Source organism: Pseudonocardia sp. HH130630-07 (genome assembly GCF_001698125.1).
GTDB lineage: Bacteria > Actinomycetota > Actinomycetes > Mycobacteriales > Pseudonocardiaceae > Pseudonocardia.
Window position 1 is genome coordinate 965,075 of record NZ_CP013854.1, and the last position, 21,745, is coordinate 986,819.

Sequence of the window (21,745 nt, forward strand, 5' to 3'; positions counted from 1 at the left end):
ATCGGAATCAGCCCTCGAGCTTCTTGCGGTTCTTCTCCAGGTCGTCCAGACCGCCGCAGAGGAAGAACGCCTGCTCGGGCACGTCGTCGAACTCGCCCTTGGCGATCTTGTCGAACGCCTCGATGGTCTCCTTGAGGGGGACCGTCGAGCCCGGCTGGCCGGTGAACTGCTCGGCGACCAGCAGGTTCTGCGACAGGAAGCGCTCGATCCGGCGGGCCCGGCCGACGAGCTGCTTGTCCTCCTCGGACAGCTCGTCGATACCGAGGATCGCGATGATGTCCTGCAGGTCGTTGTACTTCTGCAGGATCCGCTTGACCTCGTTGGCGACCCGGAAGTGCTCGTCGCCCACGTACTGCGGGTCGAGGATCCGGGACGTCGAGGTCAGCGGGTCCACCGCCGGGTAGATCCCCTTCTGGGAGATCGGCCGGGAGAGCTCGGTGGTCGCGTCCAGGTGGGCGAACGTGGTCGCCGGCGCCGGGTCGGTGTAGTCGTCCGCGGGGACGTAGATCGCCTGCATCGAGGTGATCGACCGGCCACGGGTCGAGGTGATCCGCTCCTGCAGCTCGCCCATCTCGTCGGCCAGGGTGGGCTGGTAGCCCACCGCGGACGGCATCCGGCCCAGCAGGGTGGAGACCTCCTGGCCGGCCTGGGTGAACCGGAAGATGTTGTCGATGAACAGCAGGACGTCCTGGTCCTGCGCGTCCCGGAAGTACTCCGCCATGGTCAGCGCGGACAGGGCGACGCGCATACGGGTGCCCGGCGGCTCGTCCATCTGACCGAACACCAGCGCGGTGTTCTTCATGACGCCCGACTCGGTCATCTCCGTGATGAGGTCGTTGCCCTCACGGGTGCGCTCGCCGACGCCGGCGAACACCGAGGTGCCACCGAAGTTCAGCGCGACACGCTGGATCATCTCCTGGATCAGCACGGTCTTGCCGACGCCGGCACCACCGAACAGACCGATCTTGCCGCCGACCACGTACGGGGTCATCAGGTCGAGGACCTTGATGCCGGTCTCCAGCATCTCGGTCTTGCCCTCGAGCTGGTCGAACCGCGGGGCCTTCTGGTGGATCGACCGCAGGTCACCGGTGAACTGGATGCTCGGGTCGTCCAGGCAGTCGCCCAGCGCGTTGAAGACGTGGCCCTTGACCTGGTCGCCCACCGGCACCGAGATCGGACGGCCGAGGTCGGTGACCTCCTGGCCGCGCACGACGCCGTCGGTCGGCTGCATGGAGATGGCGCGGACCAGGTTGTCGCCCAGGTGCTGGGCGATCTCCAGGGTCAGCTTGCGCTGGTCACCGGAGAGGTCGACCTCCAGGGACAGCGCGTTGTACAGGTCCGGGACCTGGTCACGCGGGAACTCGACGTCGACGACCGGGCCGGTCACCTGGACGACGCGCCCGGTGATCGGGCCGGCCGAAGTTTCGGCGGTCGTGGTCATCAGCTCTCACTTCCTGCGCTGGCGAGAGCGTCGACACCACCGACGATCTCGCTGATCTCCTGGGTGATCTGCGCCTGACGTGCCTGGTTGGCCTCCAGGGTCAGACTACGGATCAGTTCGTTGGCGTTGTCGGTCGCGGCCTTCATGGCCCGCTGCCGGTTCGCCGACTCCGACGCCGCCGACTCCAGCAGGGCCGCGTAGAGCCGGGCCCCGATGTACTTCGGCAGCAGCGCGTCGAACAGCGTGTCCGGGTCCGGCTCGAACTCGTAGAGCGCCTCCGGACCCTTGCTCTCCGACCGCGCGGGACGGTCCTCCGGCCCGGTCTCACCGTCCGGGTCCGCCGCGGCGGAGTCGGCCGCGTACTCGACCTCGAGCGGCGCCATCCGCCGTGCCTGCGGGACCTGCGTGATCATGTTCTTGAAGCTGGTGTAGACGAGGTGCAGCTCGTCCACGCCGTCGATCCCGTCGGTGTTCCCGTGCTGGTCGTCCTCGCCCGCCATGAACGCCTCGACCAGGGTCCGCGCCGACTCGGCCGCGTGCTCGTAGCTCGGCTGCTCGGAGAAACCGGTCCAGGACCGGGCGATCTCCCGGCCGCGGAACCGGTAGTACGAGACGCCCTTGCGGCCGATCACGTACAGCACCGGGTCCTTGCCCTGCTCGCGGAGCAGGGCCTGGAGCTTCTCGGCCTCCTTGAGCACGTTGGCGTTGTAGCCGCCGCACTGACCGCGGTCACTGGTGATGACCAGGACCGCGGCCCGCTTCGGCTGCTCACGCTCGACGAGCAGCGGGTGGTCCAGCGCCGAGTGCGAGGCGAGCTCGGACAGCGTGGACGTCATCAGCTCGGCGTAGGGCCGCGCCTCGTCCACCCGCGCCCTGGCCTTCGCGATCCGCGAGGTCGCGATCAGCTCCTGGGAGCGGGTGATCTTCTTGATGGACTGCGTCGACCGGATACGCCGGCGCAGCACCCTGATCTGGGCCGCCATCGGGTATCAGCCTCAGTTCTTCTTGACCGTGACGGTCTCCTGCTCGACGTCGTCGGAGTCGAGGGCCTTCTCGGCCTTCTCCTTCGGGACGACCGAGGAACCGTCGGAAGCGGTGAACTCGTTGCGCTTGAACTCGTCGACGGCCTTGGTCAGCGTCTCGACCGCGTCGTCGGACAGCTTGCCCGTGTCGACGATCTCGTTCAGCGGGCCCGAGGCGTGCCGGCGGGTGTACTCCCGGAACTCCGACTCGAAGCGGCCCACGTCGGCGACCGGGACCGAGTCGAGCTTGCCGGAGGTGCCCAGCCAGATCGACACGACCTGGTCCTGCACCGAGACCGGCGAGTACTGCGCCTGCTTGAGCAGCTCGACCAGCCGCTCACCACGGCCCAGTGCGGCGGCCGAGGCGGCGTCGAGGTCGGAACCGAACGCGGCGAACGCCTCCAGCTCGCGGTACTGCGACAGGTCCAGGCGCAGCGAGCCGGAGACCGTCTTCATCGCCTTGATCTGGGCCGAGCCGCCGACCCGGGAGACCGAGATACCGACGTTGATCGCCGGCCGGACGCCCTGGTTGAACAGGTCGGACTCGAGGAAGACCTGGCCGTCGGTGATCGAGATGACGTTGGTCGGGATGTAGGCCGACACGTCGTTCGCCTTGGTCTCGATGATCGGCAGACCGGTCATCGAGCCGGCGCCGAGCGAGTCCGAGAGCTTGGCGCAACGCTCGAGCAGCCGCGAGTGCAGGTAGAAGACGTCGCCCGGGTAGGCCTCGCGGCCCGGCGGACGGCGCAGCAGCAGCGAGATCGCGCGGTACGCCTCGGCCTGCTTGGAGAGGTCGTCGAACACGATCAGGACGTGCTTGCCCTGGTACATCCAGTGCTGGCCGATGGCCGAGCCGGTGTAGGGCGCGAGCCACTTGTAACCGGCCGGGTCCGACGCCGGGGCGGCGACGATCGTCGTGTACTCCAGCGCGCCCGCGTCCTCCAGCGACTGCCGGACACCCGCGATCGTGGAGCCCTTCTGACCGACGGCGACGTAGATGCAGCGCACCTGCTTCGCCGGGTCGCCGGAGTCCCAGTTCTCCTTCTGGTTGATGATCGTGTCGACGCAGACCGCGGTCTTGCCGGTCTTGCGGTCGCCGATCACCAGCTGCCGCTGGCCGCGGCCGATCGGGGTCATGGCGTCGATCGCCTTGATCCCGGTCTGCAGCGGCTCACCGACCGACTGGCGGTCCATCACGCCGGCCGCCTGCAGCTCCAGCACGCGGCGGGAGTCGGACTCGATGTCGCCGAGACCGTCGATCGGGTTGCCCAGCGGGTCGATGACCCGGCCCAGGTAGCCCTCGCCGACGGGGACCGAGAGGACCTCGCCGGTGCGGGTGACCTGCTGGCCCTCCTCGATGCCGGTGTAGTCGCCGAGGACGACCGCACCGATCTCGTTCTGCTCCAGGTTCAGCGCGACGCTGCGGACGCCGCCGTCGAACTCCAGGAGCTCGTTGGTCATGGCCGAGGGCAGTCCCTCGATGTGGGCGATGCCGTCACCGGTGTCGGACACGGTCCCGACCTCGCGCCGGGACGTGCCGCTCTCCAGCGACGAGACGTAGCTGGAGATCGCACTCCGGATCTCCTCGGAGGAGATCGTCAGCTCTGTCATGGCTGCGTCGTTCCTTCTCTCGAACGTGGTCTCCACGACCGTGCCGCCGGCCGGCGGTCGGTACTGGAGCAGGTCAGCTGGGCAGGGACCGCTGCGCGGCGGCGAGCCTGCCCGCCACGCTGCCGTCGATGACCTCGCCGCCGACCTGCACGACCAGTCCTCCGAGGAGGTCCCGGTCGAGCTCGACCTGCAGGGAGATCGTGCGGCCGTAGATCCGGCCTAGGGTGTTCGCAAGCGCCGACTCCTGCTGCGGGGTCAGCGCGACGGGCGTGCGCACCTTCGCCACCGAGCGGTCCCGGCGGGCCGCCGCGAGCTCGGCGAGCTCCTCGGCGACGAGGTCGAGGTGCCGGCCACGGGGCAGCCGGACCGCCTCGCGGAGCAGCGTCGCGGTGACCGGGTACACCCGGTCACCGAGGACGCCGTCCAGCAGCCCGACCCGCCCGGCCGAGGCCGTCGACGTGTCGGTGAGCAGGCCGTTGAGCTGCGGCTCCCGGGCCAGGATGCGGCCGAACCGGAAGAGCTGGTCCTCGACCTCGTCGAGGGACCCGTTCTTCTCGGCGACGGCGGTCGCCGCCTGCCGGGCCAGCGACTCCGCGGCGGTGACGACGTCCCGGGTCGTCGACCAGCGCTTGCGCGCCAGCTCGGACACGAGATCGACCGTCGGCTGCGAGAGCTGGGTCCCGAACAACCGGCCGACCAGGTCGGCGCGGGCGTCCTCCGGCGTGGCGGAGTCGGCGAGCAGACGCTGGATCGCGCGCTCCCCGTGCAGGAACCGGGCCACCGCGAACAGCTCGTCGGCGACCGTGGTCAGGTCCCGGGCCGACGCACCGTCGACCGAGGCGTCCAGCCGCTCGGTCAGCGCGGCGAGCGCTTCCCGGGACGCGGGCTGCAGGACCTTCGCCATCAGTTCGCCCCGCTCCGCTGGGCGGCCTGGCCGTCGAGCTCACCGAGGAACGAGTCGATCGTCGCCGAGCGACGCGAGTCGTCGGCGAGCTGCTCGCGCAGCAGCCGCTCGGCCAGCTGGACCGAGAGACCGCCGACCTCGTTACGCAGCGCGCGCTGGGCGGCGTCCCGCGAGGCGAGCACCTGCTCCTCGCCACGGGCCTTGATGCGGGCGGCCTCCTGCTCGGCCTCCTCGCGCAGCTCCGCCTTGATCTGCTGGCCCTCGGCACGGGCGTCGTCGCGGATGCGCGCCGCCTCGGCCCGGAGGCCGGCCAGCTGCTCCTCGTACTCCTTCTTCAGCCGGTCCGCCTGCTCCTGGGTCTCCTGAGCACGCTTGAGGCCGCCCTCGATCGCGTCGGTCCGCTCCTCGTAGAGCGACTCGAAGCGCGGCACCGCGAACTTCCAGAGCACGAAGAGCAGGATCGCGAACGCGACGATCCCGAGGACGAGCTCGTTCCCGTGCGGGAGAATCGGAAGCGGTTCCTCGGCGGCGAGAATCAGATCCACCGTGTGTCCTTCCCTGACGTGGCCGCCGGTGTTCCGACCGGCATGGGGTTGATCAGCCGCCGGCGATGAAGAACAGCACCAGGCCGATCAGCATGACCAGCTCGGCGAGCACGAAGGTGGTCCAGCCGATACCCATCAGCTGGCCACGGGCCTCCGGCTGGCGGGCGGTGCCGCTGATGACGGCCGACCAGATCAGGCCGACGCCGATGCCGGCGCCGATGGCCGAGGCGCCGAACCCGATGGCGGCGAGGCCCGGGTTGATGTTGGCGGCTTCCTGGGCCAGAACCTGCGAGACGTTCACTTCGGTTTCCTTCCGTCGGGTCCGCGTGGTGCGGGTCGTTCGGTGGGTCGGGCCGGACGAACCGGCGGATGGAGCACGGTGCCGGTGGCACCGGGGTCTTTAGTGGTCCTCCGAGATCGCCGCGCCGATGAAGACCGCGGCGAGCAGGGCGAAGACGTAGGCCTGGATGACCTGCACCAGCGCCTCCAGGAAGGTGAAGGCGATGCCGGCGACGAAGGCGAACGGCGCCGCGACGGTGAGCCCGCCGCCGGCGAAGAGCAGGAACTCGGCGGCGACCGCGGTCAGCGCGATGATGAGGTGGCCGGCGAACATCGCGGCGAACACACGCAGTGCCAGCGAGAGCGGCTGGACCAGGAACTTCTGCAGCAGCTCGATCACGATGATCAGCGGCGCGATGAAGACCGGGACGCCCGGTGGCAGGGCCGCGTGCTTGATGTAGCCCGCGAAGCCGTGCTTCTTGAACCCGGCGTAGTGATAGAAGACGTAGACGAACAGCGCCAGCGCGATCGGGAAGCCGATCCGCGACATCGTCGGGAACTGGATCACCGGGACGATCGCGAACAGGTTGTTGACCAGGATGAAGCTGAACAGGCCGAGGATCAGCGGGATGTAGCGCCGGAACTCCGCCGAGCCGATCTGGTCACGCGCCATCGTGTTGCGCGGGATGTTGTAGAAGGACTCCAGGGCGAACTGGCCCTTGCCGGGGACGATCGCCAGCTTCCGGGTCCCGAGGGTGAACACCGCAGCCACGATGACCAGGGACAGCACGGCCAGGACCATCGGCTTGGTGACGTCGCCGAAGATCGCCGGGTAGTTGAACAGTCCCTGGCCGGGCGGCGTGAACTCCTCGGCCGCCAGTACGAACGTACCCAATGGGGGTCCTTCCGGTGCTCCCGTCCCGCGGCCACGCGGAACGGGGGATCGCCTGCAAGGTGCCTCGTGATGCGATGCGTTCCGGGCGCCCGGGTCGAAACACCGGAAGTCACCCACATCGCCTACGTGGCGGATGCTATCAGCCGTACTTCTACAGGATGTCGGGGGCTGTCACGCACCTCACCTGGGCCTTCGGTGCAGTGAAACGATCTTGGTCGCGGGCGTGCCGGGCCGGGACCGCGCGACCCCTCCGGCGCCCCCCGGGCACCCGGCGTACCCGTCCCCCGGACGGCCGCACGGACGGTCGAAACCGGCAAACCGGTCGACTCGGCCCAGGTCAGGCGCTCGACGGGTCCGGATCGACACCGATCAGCACCTTGACCGTGCTGCCCGCCCACGCCTCCGCCGCGGTCGTCGCGACGAACACGACGAGCAGGGTGACGGCGAGTGACATGCGGTGCAGGCCGTCGACACCCCCCAGGGTGAAAAGGACGATCAGGAGGATGAGGGCCTTCGTCACCAGACCGGCGAATGAGGCCAGCATCACATGGCCCGGCTCGAGCCGGGTGGTCCGCAGCATCACGACCGGGGTGAGCAGCGCGGACCCGGTGGCGAGCACCCCGCCGAGCGCGGCGCCGTAGAGGCCCGGCAGTCCCACCACAACGGCCGCGACGACCACGCACACCAGGGAGACGGCGACACCGACCAGGGCGGCCGCGCGGGCCATCGCGGCGGACATCCGGCGGACCACCTGCGCCTGCCCGAGGGCGAGACCGCCCCGGTCCCCCAGCACCCACCGGCCCCGTCGCCCCACGATGCGCCCGCCCTTCCGATCCCGCGTCGACCGCCCCGTCCGCCGGAGCCGGTTCCCGGACACGGTAACTCCGGTGCGGGCGAGCCCTGCCGAGCAGGGCGTACGCACCGGCGACCGGTGCCCCGCCGTCCCGGTCCGGCCGGGACCCGCGTCCGGCTCCGGTTCCCGCCGGACTGGCGTCGGTGCCCGGCCTGCCGCATCCCCGCGGCACGCCCGCACCGCCGGTCGTCGTGTCGCGTCCCGCGCGCCGGGTGCGGCACGCCGGGGAGGGGCGCACGGACCGGTCAGGGGTGCGCCGGGCCGCCGTCCTGCGGGCGACGGTGCGCGCGGGTGGGGACCGTCGGTTGCTCGGTGACGTCCCGCAGGCCGGGGGCCGGGGGGCCCGCCGGCATCCGGGGCCGGCGCGGGTCGGCGGGCCGGGAGCGGGAGCCGGGGGGCTCGGGCGGGCCGTCCGCACCGGGTGCCGACGACCGCGGCCCGGCCGGACCGGGCTCGGACGAGATCCCCGGGACCGGTGCCGTGGCGGGCCGGATCGCGCCCGGCACCGTCCGGGCCGGTCCCGGGTGCCCCGGCACGTGGCCTCCGGCGGACGGGTCCCCGATCGGCGGGGGCGTACCCGGCAGGGGTCCGGCCGACGGGGCCGGCGGGGCCGACGAGGCCGTACCGGCGGGCAGGCCCGGACCGGGCGCGGTCCCGGCCCGCGGGCCCGGCGCGCCGGGCGGCGGGCCCGGTGCGGTACCCGCCGGGCCCGGGCCGGTGTCGCCGGGCGTCCCGACCACCTCGCCCGCGGTCGGCACCGCGTCACCCGGGGCGGGCGCACCGCCGGTGGCCCGCGCCAGCGCGGCCGCGGCACGCTTGCGCGACCGGTGCGGCACGGTCGAGGCCACGAACACCACCAGCAGCGCGACCCCGGTGGCCGAGAGCACCAGCCCGGTCCGCGGCACCAGCGCCAGCGCGACCGCGCCGAACGCGATCACCGCGACCCAGAGGTAGACCAGCAGCACCGCCCGCCGCTGGCTGTGACCGACCTGCAGCAACCGGTGGTGCAGGTGCATCTTGTCCGGGCTGAACGGGCTGGTGCCGGCCCGGGTCCGGCGCACCACGGCGAGCAGCAGGTCGAGCACCGGGATGAAGACGATGCCGACGAGCACGAACAGCGGGGCGATCAGCGCGAGGTAGTCGGTGGCGCCGGTGCCCTCGTCCGGGAGGATGCGGCCCGACGCGCTGGTGACCGCGGCGGACAGCATCACCCCGATCATCATCGACCCGGTGTCGCCCATGAAGATCCGGGCCGGGTTGAAGTTGTGCGGCAGGAACCCCAGACAGGCCCCGGCCACGACGACCGCCATCAGCGCCGGGGTGAACGCCGCGGGATCGTTGCCGTTGTCGCTGATCAGGCCGATGCAGAAGACCGCCGTCGCCAAGGTGGTGAGCAGGCCGATCCCGGCGGCGAGACCGTCCAGGCCATCCACGAAGTTCATCGCGTTGACCAGGCCGACGGTCAGCAGCACGGTGAACAGGACCGACTGGCTCTGCCCGAGGATCAGCGTCGAGCCGGAGATCCCGACCCCGCCGCCGCCGAGCGGGATCCAGATCGCGAACCACTGCACGCCGTAGAGCACCAGCAGACCACCCGCCGTCACCTGGGCGGCGAACTTGGTGATCGCGTCGAGGTCGTAGCGGTCGTCGAGCATGCCGACCACGACGATCAGCGCGGTCGCCGCGACGACCCCGATGACCTCGGTGCTCTGCTCGAAGTAGGCCAGCCGCAGCGCGGGCAGCTGCAGCGACAGCAGCAGGCCCCCGAGCACCCCGCCGAACATGGCGAGGCCGCCCCACCGCGGGGTCGGGGTGACGTGCACGTCCCGCCCCCGCGGCCAGGCCACGGCGCCCGCCTTCAGCGCCAGCATCCGGACCGGACCGGTGAGCAGCAGCGTCACCACGGCCGAGACCAGCCCGACGAGCAGGAACTCCCGGATCGGGAGTCCGTAGGTCAGCTGGTCCACCGGCACGTCGGGTGCGCCTCTCCGGTCCGACTCGGGGTTTAAGGTCACCCCCGAGGGTAGGCCGGTGCCTTCCGGACGAGCGCGCCGACCGCCTCGGCGACCGCGGACAGCTCCGCGTCACCGGCCGTCGTGTCGTGCTCGGCGCGGACCGCGCGGGCCAGCAGCGAGCCGACCTCGGTCATGTCCGCCTCGGTCATCCCCTGGGTGGTGATGCTCGGCGAGCCGACCCGGATGCCGGAGGGCTTCATCGGCGGCGCCGGGTCGTACGGGATCGCGTTCTTGTTCAGCGTGATGCCGGCCCGGTCGCAGCGGGTCTCGGCCTCGGACCCGGTGACCCCGATCGGCCGCAGGTCCAGCAGCGCGAGGTGGGTGTCGGTACCGCCGGACACGGCGCGCATGCCCTCGCTCTCCAGGCTCGCCGCCAGCGCCTGCGCGTTCGCGACGACCTGGCGGGCGTAGGCCCGGTACTCCGGCTGCGCCGCCTCCCGCATCGCGACGGCCTTCGCCGCGACGGCGTGCATGAGCGGGCCGCCCTGGGAGAACGGGAAGACGGCCTTGTCGATGGCCTTGGCGTGCTCGGCGCGGCAGAGCACCATGCCGCCGCGCGGGCCGCGCAGGACCTTGTGCGTGGTGGCGGTGACGACGTCGGCGTAGGGCACCGGCGACGGGATCGCCTGCCCGGCCACCAGGCCGATGAAGTGCGCGGCGTCGACCATGAGCTTGGCGCCGACCTCGTCGGCGATCTCCCGGAACACCGCGAAGTCGATCAGGCGCGGGTACGCCGTCGCCCCGGCGATGATGATCTTCGGCTGGTGCTGCTTGGCCAGGTCGCGGACCTGGTCGTAGTCGATGACCTCGGAGTCCTCACGGACCGTGTAGGAGACCGCGTCGAACCACAGGCCGGAGAAGTTGACCTTGCTGCCGTGGGTGAGGTGCCCACCCTGCTTGAGGTCCATCGCCAGCACGGTGTCACCGGGCTTGGCGAACGCGGCGTAGGCGGCGAGGTTCGCGCTCGCACCGGAGTGCGGCTGCAGGTTGACGTGCTCGGCGCCGAACAGCTCCCCGGCCCGGGCGTTGCCGATGTTCTCGGCCTCGTCGACCACACCGCACCCGCCGTAGTAGCGGCGGCCGGGGTAGCCCTCGGCGTACTTGTTCGACAGCGTGGACCCGAGCGCCGCGAGGACGGCCGGGCTGGTCAGGTTCTCGCTCGCGATCAGCTGGAGCCCGCCGCGCAGGCGCTCCAGCTCGTCCAGCACGACTCCCGCGATCTCGGGATCCTGGTGCTGCAGTGCGGAGAAATCCGGGCCCCAGAAGGTCTGCTCACTCACGCCGCGACACGCTACCCGGCCGGGCCGTGGCGATCGCCCACCTGATGGGGCGATCACATCGGGTTCGTCAGCTGCGGTCGATCCCGCTGCCGACGACCTCCTCGATCTGCGCGGCCGTCACCCCGCCCTCGCGGAGCAGCCGGGGCCGCGCCCCGGTGAGGTCGACGATCGTGGACGCCACCGGATCGCCGGAGGGCCCGCCGTCGAGGTAGACGCGCACGGACGAGGTGAGCTGCGCGATCGCCTCACTCACCGTCGACGCCGGCGGGTTCCCCGAGGTGTTCGCACTCGACACGGCCATCGGCCCGACCTCCCGCAGCAGCTCCAGCGCGACCGGGTGCAGCGGCATCCGCAGCATCACCGTCCCGCGGGTGCTGCCCAGGTCCCAGGCCAGCGACGGCGCGTGCTCCAGGACCAGGGAGACCTCGCCCGGCCAGAACGCCTCGATCAACGCCCGCGCGGACTGCGGCACCGAGGTGACCAGGCCGTCGATCGTCGTCCAGGAGCCGACGAGGACGCCGACCGGCATGTCCGGGCCGCGGCGCTTCGCGGACAGCAGCGACCGCACCGCCGTGCCGTTGAACGCGTCGCAGCCGATCCCGTACACGGTGTCGGTCGGCAGCACGACCAGGTCACCGCCCCGGGCGGCGCGGGCGGCGGCGGCCAGCCCACGCTGCCGCTCCACCGGATCGCTGCAGTCGAACAGCGGCTGGGTATGCGGTGCGCTCACGGTCGGGAAGGATACGACCGCACCCGGACGCGGTCAGCCGCAGGGCACGCGGCGGGCCGTCACGAAGCGCGGCCGCCCGGTGAGATCGTGGTGCTCGGTGACCTCGCCCAGCGTCCGGCGGCGGCGCAGCAACGCCGGCACCGTCTCGCCGTGGGTGTCGTCGTGCTCGATCGCCAGCCATCCGCCGTGCCGCAGCCAGCCGCTGGCCCCGCGGACGACCGAGCCGATCAGCTCGGTCCCGTCCGGCCCGCCGAAGACCGCACCCGGCGGGTCCCAGCGCTCCACCTCGGGCGGCACCGGGGTGCCGTCCGGGACGTAGGGCGGGTTGCAGACGACCAGGTCGACGGCGCCCTCCAGCTCGATCAGCAGGTCCGGCCAGCGGACGTCGGCGGCGTGCAGGACGACCGGGCGCCCGCCGCCCTCGACGTGCGCCGCGATGTTGCGCCGGGCCCAGGACAGCGCCGAGGGATCGGCCTCCAGCACGTGCACCTCGGCGTCCGGCCGGGCCACCGCGAAGGCCAGCGCCAGCGCGCCGGACCCGGTGCACAGGTCGAGCACCCGCGGGCGGCGGACGCCGGTGAGCCTCGCGAGCCCCCACTCGAACAGCAGCTCGGTCTCCGGGCGCGGGGTGAACACCCCGGGGCCGACGGCCACCTCGACCGGGCCGAGCACGGCGGTGCCGAGGATGTGCTGCAACGGTTCCCGGGTCGCCCGCCGGGCCACGAGCGCACGCAGGTCCTCGATCAGGTCGGAGTCGACGAGCGGCGTCATCAGCAGCATCGACCGGCTCGTGTCGAGCACGTGCGCGGCGAGCAGCTCGGCGTCCACCCGCGGGGACGCGACCCCGGCCGCGGCGAGCACCCGCTCCGCCTCGGCGATCGCCACCCGCAGCGGCAGCCTGTTCACCGGTCTCCTCCGGTCACGCGCCCGCGCCCTCCCCGGCCATCGCGTCGGCACGCTCGGCCGCGGTGAGGGCGGCGAGCACGTCGGCGAGGTTGCCGTCGAGCACCGACGAGAGATTGTGCGCCTTGAAGCCGACCCGGTGGTCGGAGATCCGGTTCTCCGGGAAGTTGTAGGTCCGGATCCGCTCGGAACGGTCGACCGTGCGGACCTGGGACCGGCGCTGTTCCGAGGCCGCCTCGGCCGCCTCGGCCTCGGCCTTCGCCTGCAGCCGGGCCCGCAGGACGTCCATCGCGCGCGCCTTGTTCTGCAGCTGCGACCGCTCGTTCTGGCAGGTCACGACGATCCCGGTGGGCAGGTGGGTGAGCCGCACCGCCGAGTCGGTGGTGTTGACACTCTGCCCGCCGTGCCCGGAGGCGCGGTAGACGTCGACCCGGATGTCGGAGTCCGGGATCTCGACGTCCGGGGTCTCCTCGGCGTCCGGGAACACCAGCACCCCGGCCGCGGAGGTGTGGATGCGGCCCTGCGACTCGGTGACCGGGACCCGCTGGACGCGGTGCACCCCGCCCTCGAACTTGAGCGCGGCCCACACCCCGTCGGCCGGGTCCCGGGACCGCACCGACAGCGTGATGTCCTTGAACCCGCCCAGGTCCGACGGGGTGGCCCCGAGCACCTCGACCTTCCAGCCGCGGCCCTCGGCGTAGCGGCTGTACATCCGGACCAGGTCCCCGGCGAACAACGCCGACTCCTCGCCGCCCTCACCGGACTTGACCTCCATCAGGACGTCGTCGGTGTCGTGCGGGTCGCGCGGGACCAGCAGTTCGGTCAGCTCGGTCTCCAGCTCGACGATGCGGCCGTCGAGGGCGTCGGCCTCGGCCGCGAACGCCCGGTCCTCGGCCGCGAGCTCCCGGGCTGCGTCCCGGTCGGCCCGGGCCTGCCCGAGCTCGTGCGCGCAGCGGACGACCGGTCCCAGCTGGGCGTAGCGACGCCCGAGCCGGCGCGCCTGCACCTGGTCGGCCAGCACCTCGGGGTCGGCGAGCCGCTGCTCCAGCTCGGCGTGCTCGTCGAGCAGGGAGGCGACCGACTGGGTGGTCATGACGGCGTCCTTCGGGGTCGGGGGGAGCGGAACGCGGACGGGGCGGCCCGGCAGCGGAACGCGAAACGGCGCCCGCCCCCTCGCCGGAGCGAGGGGACGGGCGCCGTCACGGGAGCTACTGAGCGGCGCGCTGGCGCTTCCCGTACCGGGCCTCGAAGCGGGCGACCCGGCCACCGGAGTCCAGGATCTTCTGCTTGCCCGTGTAGAACGGGTGGCAGGCCGAGCAGACCTCGACGGTGATCGCACCGTTGCCCTTGGTGCTGCGGGTGCTGAACTGGTTGCCGCACCCACAGGTGACCTGGGTGTCGACGTACTGAGGGTGGATGCCCTCGCGCATGGCTTTCTCCTCTCGATGGCCCCGGGTCCCTGGCGGGCCAGGGTGAACCGGTGCCGGAAGCTGACGTCCCATTGAACCACCACGGCCCCGGTGGAATTCCCACCGGGGCCGGAGGTGAACAGCGCCGGCGGCGCTGCGGGCGGAGTGCTACTGCTCCTCGCCGGAACCCGGCGCGTTCTTCGCGACCTGCATCAGGAACTCGATGTTGGTCTTGGTCTTCTTCAGCCGGTCCAGGACCAGGTCGATCGCCTGCTGGTCGTCCAGCGCGGCGAGGACCCGCCGGAGCTTCACCATCACCGCGTGCTCGTCCGGCGACATCAGCAGCTCCTCCTTGCGGGTGCTGCTGTCACCGACGTCGACGGCCGGGAAGATCCGCTTGTCGGCGATCTTGCGGTCGAGCTTGAGCTCGGCGTTGCCGGTGCCCTTGAACTCCTCGAAGATCACCGTGTCCATCGTGGACCCGGTCTCGACCAGCGCGGTGGCGAAGATCGTCAGCGAGCCGCCGTCCTCGATGTTGCGCGCCGCACCGAGGAACCGCTTCGGCGGGTACAGGGCGGTCGAGTCGACACCACCGGACAGGATCCGGCCCGACGCCGGAGCGGCCAGGTTGTAGGCCCGCCCGAGACGCGTGATGTTGTCCAGCAGCACGACGACGTCGTGCCCCATCTCGACCAGTCGCTTCGCCCGCTCGATCGAGAGCTCGGCGACCGTGGTGTGGTCCGACGGCGGGCGGTCGAAGGTGGAGGCGATGACCTCGCCCTTCACCGACCGCTGCATGTCGGTGACCTCCTCCGGCCGCTCGTCGACCAGGACGACCATGAGGTGGCACTCGGGGTTGTTCGTCGTGATCGCGTTCGCGATCGACTGCATGATCGTGGTCTTGCCCGCCTTCGGCGGGGACACGATCAGCGCCCGCTGCCCCTTGCCGACCGGCATGACCAGGTCGATGACCCGGGTGGTCAGCTGGGTGGGCTCGGTCTCCAGGCGGAGCCGCTCGTTCGGGTAGAGCGGGGTCAGCTTGGTGAACTCGGGCCGGTTGCGCGCCGACTCGGGGTCGCGGCCGTTGATCGAGTCCACCCGCACCAGCGGGTTGAACTTCTGCCGCTGCTGCTCGCCCTCCCGGGGCTGGCGGACCGCACCGGTGATCGCGTCACCGCGGCGCAGGCCGTTCTTGCGCACCATCGACATCGAGACGTAGACGTCGGTCGGTCCGGACAGGTAGCCGGTCGTCCGCACGAACGCGTAGTTGTCGAGGATGTCGACGATGCCGGCGACCGGCAGCAGGACGTCGTCCTCGCGGATCTCGGTGTCGACGCCACCCCCGCCGCTGCCGCCGTTGCCGCGCCCGTCGCCGCGCTCGCGCTCGCGGCCCCGGCGACGGTCGCGGAAGCGACGGCCGCGGCGGCCACGGCCGTCGCCGTCGTCGTCGGTGTCGTCGAAGTCCACGCGGTCGTTGCGCTCGCCGCGGTCGTTGCGCTCGTTCCGGTCGCCACGCTCGGCGCGGTCCGGGCGCTCGTTGCGGTCGTTGCGCTCGTTGCGGCCACCCCGGCCGCCACGGCCGCCGCGGCCGCCGTCGTTGCCGTCGCCGGAGGCACGGCCGCCACGGCCGTTCTCGGCGCGCTCGTTGCCGCCACGGCCACCGTCGTTGCCGTCGGCGCCGTTGGTGCCGCCGTTGCCGCCGTTGCGGTTGCGGCGGCCACCGTCGCGGCCGTCGCCGTCGCGGCCCTCACCGTCACCGGCGTCGGGCTTGGCCTCGGGCTTCGTGTCGGGCTGGGCGTCGCGCTGGCCGGCGTCACGCTGGCCGTTGTCCTCGCCCTGGCGCCGGCGGCCACGGGAGCGGCGGCCGCCGCCGTCCTGCGACTCGTCGGGCCGGTCGGCCGGGCGGTCGTCGGACCGCTCCGGGGCGTCGGCCGGAGCCGCCGCGGCAGCGGGCGGCGCCGTGACCTCGGCCGGGGCCGACACGGTGGCCTGCTCGGCGGCGGCCTCCGGGGCCCCGGCCGGGCGGGTCGCCGCGCGGCGGCGCCGGGTGCGCGGAACGGGGGCCTCCTCGGCCGCACCGGTCGCGGCGGGCGCACCGTTCGAAGCGGGGGCGTCGGCGGTCACCGCCGGCGCGGGCGCCGCGGTGTCGCCGAGGGGCAGCTGCGGCGCCTCGGCGCCGTCCGACCCCGCCTTCGGCTTCGACTTCTTCCTGGCCGGAGCCGCCGGGGCGGCCGTGGCAGCCGGGGCGGCCGCGGCGGCGCCGCCCTGCCGCTCCTTGATCGCCGCGATGAGGTCACCCTTACGCATCCCGGAGATGTCCGGGATGTTCAGCTCGGTGGCCAGCTGACGCAGCTCGGCCAGCACCATGCCGGACAGTCCACCGCGACGGCGGGGAGCCGTCTCGGTCGACGTGGTCCCGGTACCGGCGAGATCGGTCTCGCTCACAGAGTTCCTTCCTGACCGACCCGGTTGTCCTGTCCAGGTCAGGGGATGTCGCACGCTCGACCGGCGCGGAGACCCCGCACCGGCAGCATTTACAAGGATGGAGTCCACGACGACATCGCGGGAGTCGGGCCGCCCGTTCGGGATTCCGAATCCGGTCAGAAAGGAGATCGGGCGAGCGGGGCCCGGCTGCAAGACTGCGCCGACGTCGCGTGGTTCGCCATGCACGGGCGAGACTAGACGTATCGCCCCGGGGCGGCAACAACCCCCCGGCCCGACGCGCCGACGGATGACGTCGGGAACATCACGTCACCACGACACATCGCGCACAACCGTTCCGAGCTGCACGAACCGGGTGGTCAGAGCACCTCGACCCGGACGCCCTCGGTGTCCACCCCGAGCGGCCGGACCGCGAACCCCTCGGTGTCCACCCCGGCCGGCACCGCGCCGTCGGTGGTCAGTGCCAGCACCGTCGGACCGGCACCGGAGACCGCGGCGGCGACACCGTGTTCGCGCAGCGCCTCGACCAGCCGCAGCGATGCCGGGTAGGCCGGCCGCCGGTACGGCTGGTGCAGCCGGTCCTCGGTGGCCGCGAGCAGCAGGTCCGGCCGCCGGGTGAGCGCGAGCACCGCGAGCGCGCAGCGGCTGCCGGTGTGCGCGGCGTCGGCCAGCGGGACCTGCGCCGGGAGCAGGCCCCGGGTGGTCCGGGTGGAGGACTCGGTCCCGGGCACGAGGGCCACCGGCGCCACGTCCGGATGGACGTCGAGCTTCTCGGCGTGGAACCGGCGGGCCGAGCCCGGCGCCTCCCAGGCGACGACGAACCCGCCGAGCAGGCTGGCGGCCGCGTTGTCGGCGTGCCCCTCCATCCCGGCCGCGAGCTGCAGCAGCACGTCGCGCTCCAGCTCGACGTCCCGCCCGGCGAGCACCGCGGCCGCGGTCACCCCGGCGACGGCGGCGGCGGCCGAGCTGCCCAGCCCACGCGAGTGCGGTACGGCGTTGGTGCAGCGCAGTCGCAGCCCCTCGGGGGCCTCGCCGAACAGCTCGAACGCCTGCCGCATCGCCCGCAGGACGAGGTGCCGCTCGTCGCGCGGGACGAACCGGGCCCCCTCCCCCGCGACGTCGACGAACACCCCAGCCGACGACTGGACCTCGACGTCGATCTCGTCGTACAGGCCCAGCGCCATACCGAGGCAGTCGAACCCCGGCCCGAGGTTCGCCGTCGACCCGGGCACGCGGACCCGGACGCGGGTGGGGCGGCCCATCAGGCCAGCTCGAGCGCGGCCACGACGGCGCCCGGGTCGATCGGGACGATCTCCGGGTCCGGCGCGGTGAGCAGCGCGGTGTCCGGGTCCTTGAGCCCGTGCCCGGTCACCGTGCAGACGACGAGGGAGTCCGCGGGCAGGGTGCCGTCGGCGTGCGACTGGAGCAGCCCGGCCACACTGGACGCCGACGCCGGCTCCACGAACACGCCCTCCTGCGCGGACAGCATCCGGTAGGCGGACAGGATCTCGTCGTCGGTGACGGCGGCGAAGCGACCGCCCGACTCGTCGCGGGCGGTGGTGGCGCCCTTCCACGACGCCGGGGCGCCGATCCGGATCGCGGTCGCGATCGTCTCCGGCGCGCTGACCGGTGCACCGTGCACCAGCGGCGCGGCACCGGCGGCCTGGAAGCCGAACATCCGCGGGAGCCCGGAGACGATGCCGTCGGCGTGGTAGCCGCGGTAGCCCTGCCAGTAGGCGGTGATGTTGCCGGCGTTGCCCACCGGCAGGCAGTGCACGTCCGGGGCGCGGCCGAGCTGGTCGCAGATCTCGTAGGCCGCCGAGGCCTGGCCCGCGATCCGGGTCGGGTTCACCGAGTTGACCAGCGCGATCGCCGGGAAGTCGGCCGTGGTCTTGCGGGCGAGCTCCAGGCAGTCGTCGAAGTTGCCGTCGATCTGCAGGATCCGGGCGCCGCTCGCGACGGCCTGGGCCAGCTTGCCCAGCGCGATCTTGCCGCTCGGCACGAGCACCGCGCACGTCATCCCGGCCCGGGTCGCGTAGGCGGCGGCCGACGCCGACGTGTTCCCGGTGGACGCGCAGAGCACGCTCTGCTTGCCGTCGGCCAGCGCCGCGGTGACCGCCATGGTCATCCCGCGGTCCTTGAACGAGCCGGTCGGGTTGGCCCCGTCGACCTTCAGGTACACCTGGCAGCCGGTCAGCTCGGACAGCCGCGGCGCCGGGAGCAGCGGGGTCCCGCCCTCGCCCAGGGTCACCACCGTCCAGTCCGGCCGGACCGGCATCCGGTCGCGGTAGGCCTCGATGATCCCGGGCCAGTGACCGGGCGGCGGCGGTGCGACGGCCCCCGGACGCTGGGGGGCGGGCCCGGTCGCGCCGGCGGCCGGCCCCCGGGCGTTCTGCACACTGCCGGTCACGGGAGGACCCTCCTTCGGTCGGGACGACACCGGGTTCACTCGCCCATCCCCAGCGCACTGACCGTGCGGCCGAGGCCCTCGACGCGCAGCACGCCGGCCACGCCCTTGACGTGGTCGAGGTCGAGCAGCGCGGAGACGGTGGCCGAGAGCGCCGCCTCCGGCGCCGAGTGCGTGACGACGGTGAGCCGGGCCTGGCCGGAGTCGCCGTCGACGGCGCCGTTCACGCCGCCGGTCTGGCGCACCGCGGCGATCGAGACGCGGTGCCGGGCGAACTCGCCGGCGATCGCGGCCAGCACGCCCTCGCGGTCGGCGACCTCGAGGTCGACGTGGTAGCGCGTGGGGACCTCGCCGATCGGGCGGACCGGCAGGCTCGCGTAGGCGGACTCGCGCGGCCCGCGGCCACCCCCGACCCGGTTGCGCGCGACGGCGACGAGGTCACCGAGCACGGCCGACGCGGTCGGCGCCCCGCCGGCGCCCTGGCCGTAGAACATCAGCTGGCCGGCGGCCTCGGCCTCGACGAACACCGCGTTGAACGCGCCGTCCACCCGGGCCAGGGGGTGGGAGTCCGGGACCATCGCCGGGTAGACCCTGGCCGAGACCGACTCCGAGACCGACCCGTCGGCCGCGGTGTCGACGACCCGCTCGCAGATCGCCAGCAGCTTGATCGTGCAGCCCAGCCGGCGCGCGGCGGCGACCTCGGCCGAGCTGACCTCGCGCATGCCCTCGCGGTGCACGTCGGAGGCGGTGATCCGGGTGTGGAAGGCGAGCGTGGCCAGGATCGCGGCCTTCGAGGCGGCGTCGTAGCCGTCGACGTCGGCGCTCGGGTCGGCCTCGGCGTACCCCAGCCGGGTGGCCTCCTCCAGTGCGTCCGCATAGGACGCGCCGCCGGCCGCCATCGCCGAGAGGATGAAGTTCGACGTGCCGTTGACGATGCCGGCGACCCGGGTGATCCGGTCACCGGCGAGGGACTCGCGCAGCGGGCGCAGCAGCGGGATGGCCCCGGCGACGGCCGCCTCGTAGTAGAGGTCGGCGCCGGACGCGTCCGCGGCCTCGGCGAGCGTCGGGCCGTCCTCGGCGAGCAGCGCCTTGTTCGCGGTGACGACCGACTTGCCGGACTTCAGCGCCTCCAGCAGCCAGCCGCGCACCGGCTCGATGCCGCCGATGACCTCGACGACGACGTCGACGTCGTCCCGGGCGACCAGCTCGGCCGCGTCGGTGGTCACCAGGTGGCCGAAGTTCCCGGTCAGCCACGGATGCCGGTGCGGCCGCCGGACCGCGACACCGGCCAGCTCGACCGGGGCGCCGATCCGGGCCGTCAGCTCGTCGGCCTGGTCGGTGATCAGCCGGACCACCTCGGTGCCGACCGTGCCGCACCCCAGCAGTGCCACCCGGACGGCCGGCCGGCCCGCACCGCTCTCGACCCTCGTCACAAGCCCTCCTCGCCAACCCCACGCCACGTGCAGCGGGCGCCGATCATTCCTGGTCAGGCCGTCCCGGACAGTGCCGGGTGGCCGTTCTCACCCGGACCGGCGCGCTACCCGCCGGTAGGTGTTCACACCTCGAACCGGAACTGGTCCTCCAGTGTCTCGCGGCGCAACAGCGGCCGGTGGGCCCCTTCGTGCACCGCGACGACCGCGGGGCGCGGCAGCCGGTTGTAACCGGATGCCATCGCGTAGCAGTACGCGCCCGTGGCCGCGACCGCCAGCAGGTCACCGGGTGCGAGGTCGGCCGGCAGCCAGCAGTCGCGCACCACGATGTCACCCGACTCGCAGTGCTTGCCCACCACCCGGGACAGCACCGGCTCGGCGCCGCCCGGCACCGAGTCGCGCTCGGACGAGCGCGACACCAGCCGGACGTCGTACTCGGCGTCGTAGAGCGAGGTGCGGATGTTGTCGCTCATCCCGCCGTCGACGCTGACGTAGCGCCGCGCGTACCCGCCGAGCGGGACGTCCTTGACCGTCCCGACCTCGTAGACGGTGACCGTGCCCGGCCCGGCGATCGCCCGGCCCGGCTCGACCGCGATCGCCGGCACGTCCAGCCCGGACGCGGCGCACTCCCGCTTGACGATCGCGCGCAGCTCCTCGGCGAGCGCCGGCATCGACAGCGGGGTCTCCCCCGGCCGGTAGGCGATGCCGATGCCGCCGCCGAGGTCCAGCGTGCGCAGCGCCGCGAGGTTGTCGCCGCCGTGCTCGGCGTGCAGGTCGGCGAGCACCTTGACCACCCGCCGGGCCGCCGCCTCGAACCCCTCGGTGTCGAAGATCTGCGACCCGATGTGGGAGTGCAGGCCGACCAGCCGCAGGTGCCGGGCCGCCAGCACCCGGCGGGCGGCCTCCAGCGCCGGGGAGTCCTTGGTCTCCGAGGTGGCGATCGAGAACCCGAACTTCTGGTCCTCGTGCGCGGTGGCGATGTACTCGTGGGTGTGCGCCTCGACGCCGACGGTCAGCCGGATCAGTACCGGCACCGACGCGTCGCGCGCGGCGGCCACGGACTCCAGCCGGGCGATCTCGTCGAAGCTGTCGACGACGATGCCGCCGATCCCCGCGTCGACGGCCGCGGCCAGCTCCTCGGCCGACTTGTTGTTGCCGTGCAACGCGATCCGCTCCGGCGGGAACTCCGCACGCAGCGCCACGGCGAGCTCGCCGCCGGAGCAGACGTCGAGCGAGAGGCCCTCCTGGGCGACCCAGCGGGCGACCTCCGTGCACAGGAACGCCTTCGCCGCGTAGTGCACGGCGGTGGCGCCGAAGGCGGCGGCGAACTCCGCGCAGCGGTCGCGGAAGTCGGCCTCGTCGAGCACGAACACCGGCGTGCCGTAGTGCGCCGCGAGATCCCGGACGTCGACGCCGGCCGCCTGCAGCGCGCCGTCGGCGCCGCGGGCGGCGTGCCGCGGCCAGACGGCCGGGGCGAGCGCGTCCAGCTCGGCGGCCGACTCCGGTCGCGGGCCTGCGGACTCGGGTGCGGGGGTGATGCCGGCGTGCAGCGGGCCGGCGGGGTGAGCGCGCATGGGGG

19 protein-coding genes are annotated in these 21,745 nt (G+C 72.9%); all 19 read right to left on the minus strand.

Going from position 1 to position 21,745, the window contains the following annotated elements; translation table 11 throughout:
* Positions 1-7: 7 nt before the first annotated feature.
* Positions 8-1,441, minus strand: coding sequence for a F0F1 ATP synthase subunit beta (atpD, locus tag AFB00_RS04710; protein WP_068796207.1), 1,434 nt, complete (start codon positions 1,439-1,441; stop codon positions 8-10).
* Positions 1,441-2,424: a F0F1 ATP synthase subunit gamma gene (locus AFB00_RS04715; protein ID WP_068796208.1), complete on the minus strand. Its 984-nt coding sequence runs from the start codon at positions 2,422-2,424 to the stop codon at positions 1,441-1,443. Before AFB00_RS04715 ends, atpD begins: the two co-directional genes overlap by 1 nt.
* Positions 2,425-2,436: 12 nt before the next feature.
* Positions 2,437-4,074: a F0F1 ATP synthase subunit alpha gene (gene atpA, locus AFB00_RS04720; protein WP_068796209.1), complete on the minus strand. Its 1,638-nt coding sequence runs from the start codon at positions 4,072-4,074 to the stop codon at positions 2,437-2,439.
* 73 nt (positions 4,075-4,147) lie between these two features.
* Positions 4,148-4,978, minus strand: coding sequence for a F0F1 ATP synthase subunit delta (locus AFB00_RS04725; RefSeq protein WP_068796210.1), 831 nt, complete (start codon positions 4,976-4,978; stop codon positions 4,148-4,150).
* Positions 4,978-5,523 (minus strand): F0F1 ATP synthase subunit B, encoded by a 546-nt coding sequence (locus AFB00_RS04730; protein ID WP_083275269.1) that lies wholly within the window; start codon positions 5,521-5,523, stop codon positions 4,978-4,980. The genes AFB00_RS04725 and AFB00_RS04730 overlap by 1 nt, the downstream gene beginning before the upstream one ends.
* A 52-nt stretch (positions 5,524-5,575) precedes the next feature.
* Positions 5,576-5,824: an ATP F0F1 synthase subunit C gene (locus AFB00_RS04735; RefSeq protein WP_068796211.1), complete on the minus strand. Its 249-nt coding sequence runs from the start codon at positions 5,822-5,824 to the stop codon at positions 5,576-5,578.
* A gap of 99 nt (positions 5,825-5,923) precedes the next feature.
* Entirely contained in the window at positions 5,924-6,697 is a 774-nt protein-coding gene (gene atpB / locus AFB00_RS04740) for a F0F1 ATP synthase subunit A (RefSeq protein ID WP_068796212.1), read from the minus strand.
* Between the two features lie 337 nt (positions 6,698-7,034).
* A complete protein-coding gene (locus AFB00_RS04745; protein WP_068796213.1) occupies positions 7,035-7,490 on the minus strand; it encodes a hypothetical protein in 456 nt (151 codons plus the stop codon).
* Between the two features lie 305 nt (positions 7,491-7,795).
* Positions 7,796-9,523 (minus strand): glycosyltransferase family 4 protein, encoded by a 1,728-nt coding sequence (locus AFB00_RS04750; protein WP_068796214.1) that lies wholly within the window; start codon positions 9,521-9,523, stop codon positions 7,796-7,798.
* 38 nt (positions 9,524-9,561) lie between these two features.
* Entirely contained in the window at positions 9,562-10,845 is a 1,284-nt protein-coding gene (gene glyA, locus AFB00_RS04755; RefSeq protein WP_068796215.1) for a serine hydroxymethyltransferase, read from the minus strand.
* Between the two features lie 67 nt (positions 10,846-10,912).
* Positions 10,913-11,575, minus strand: coding sequence for an L-threonylcarbamoyladenylate synthase (locus AFB00_RS04760; RefSeq protein WP_197519747.1), 663 nt, complete (start codon positions 11,573-11,575; stop codon positions 10,913-10,915).
* Positions 11,576-11,608: 33 nt separating this feature from the next.
* On the minus strand, positions 11,609-12,481 hold the full coding sequence (gene prmC, locus AFB00_RS04765) for a peptide chain release factor N(5)-glutamine methyltransferase (RefSeq protein WP_068796216.1): 873 nt from the start codon (positions 12,479-12,481) through the stop codon (positions 11,609-11,611).
* A 13-nt stretch (positions 12,482-12,494) separates the two neighbouring features.
* Positions 12,495-13,571 (minus strand): peptide chain release factor 1, encoded by a 1,077-nt coding sequence (prfA, locus tag AFB00_RS04770; protein WP_068796217.1) that lies wholly within the window; start codon positions 13,569-13,571, stop codon positions 12,495-12,497.
* Positions 13,572-13,686: 115 nt separating this feature from the next.
* Positions 13,687-13,908: a 50S ribosomal protein L31 gene (rpmE, locus tag AFB00_RS04775; RefSeq protein WP_068796218.1), complete on the minus strand. Its 222-nt coding sequence runs from the start codon at positions 13,906-13,908 to the stop codon at positions 13,687-13,689.
* Positions 13,909-14,055: 147 nt separating this feature from the next.
* Positions 14,056-16,332, minus strand: coding sequence for a transcription termination factor Rho (gene rho, locus AFB00_RS04780; RefSeq protein WP_068796219.1), 2,277 nt, complete (start codon positions 16,330-16,332; stop codon positions 14,056-14,058).
* 356 nt (positions 16,333-16,688) lie between these two features.
* Positions 16,689-17,591, minus strand: coding sequence for a homoserine kinase (gene thrB / locus AFB00_RS04785; RefSeq protein WP_068796220.1), 903 nt, complete (start codon positions 17,589-17,591; stop codon positions 16,689-16,691).
* Positions 17,591-18,607, minus strand: coding sequence for a threonine synthase (gene thrC, locus AFB00_RS04790; RefSeq protein WP_231974399.1), 1,017 nt, complete (start codon positions 18,605-18,607; stop codon positions 17,591-17,593). Before thrC ends, thrB begins: the two co-directional genes overlap by 1 nt.
* 167 nt (positions 18,608-18,774) lie before the next feature.
* A complete protein-coding gene (locus tag AFB00_RS04795; protein ID WP_068796221.1) occupies positions 18,775-20,169 on the minus strand; it encodes a homoserine dehydrogenase in 1,395 nt (464 codons plus the stop codon).
* 122 nt (positions 20,170-20,291) lie between these two features.
* Positions 20,292-21,740, minus strand: coding sequence for a diaminopimelate decarboxylase (gene lysA, locus AFB00_RS04800; protein WP_068796222.1), 1,449 nt, complete (start codon positions 21,738-21,740; stop codon positions 20,292-20,294).
* Positions 21,741-21,745: the final 5 nt, after the last annotated feature.

Excerpts from the sequence above, each read along its gene's own strand:
- atpD (WP_068796207.1), bottom strand. The coding sequence starts at position 1,441 with ATGACCACGACCGCCGAAACTTCGGCCGGCCCGATCACCGGGCGCGTC.
- AFB00_RS04715 (WP_068796208.1), bottom strand. The coding sequence starts at position 2,424 with ATGGCGGCCCAGATCAGGGTGCTGCGCCGGCGTATCCGGTCGACGCAG.
- atpA (WP_068796209.1), bottom strand. The coding sequence starts at position 4,074 with ATGACAGAGCTGACGATCTCCTCCGAGGAGATCCGGAGTGCGATCTCC.
- AFB00_RS04725 (WP_068796210.1), bottom strand. The coding sequence starts at position 4,978 with ATGGCGAAGGTCCTGCAGCCCGCGTCCCGGGAAGCGCTCGCCGCGCTG.
- prfA (WP_068796217.1), bottom strand. The coding sequence starts at position 13,571 with ATGACCACCCAGTCGGTCGCCTCCCTGCTCGACGAGCACGCCGAGCTG.
- rpmE (WP_068796218.1), bottom strand. The coding sequence starts at position 13,908 with ATGCGCGAGGGCATCCACCCTCAGTACGTCGACACCCAGGTCACCTGT.
- thrB (WP_068796220.1), bottom strand. The coding sequence starts at position 17,591 with ATGGGCCGCCCCACCCGCGTCCGGGTCCGCGTGCCCGGGTCGACGGCG.
- thrC (WP_231974399.1), bottom strand. The coding sequence starts at position 18,607 with ATGCCGGTCCGGCCGGACTGGACGGTGGTGACCCTGGGCGAGGGCGGG.
- lysA (WP_068796222.1), bottom strand. The coding sequence starts at position 21,740 with ATGCGCGCTCACCCCGCCGGCCCGCTGCACGCCGGCATCACCCCCGCA.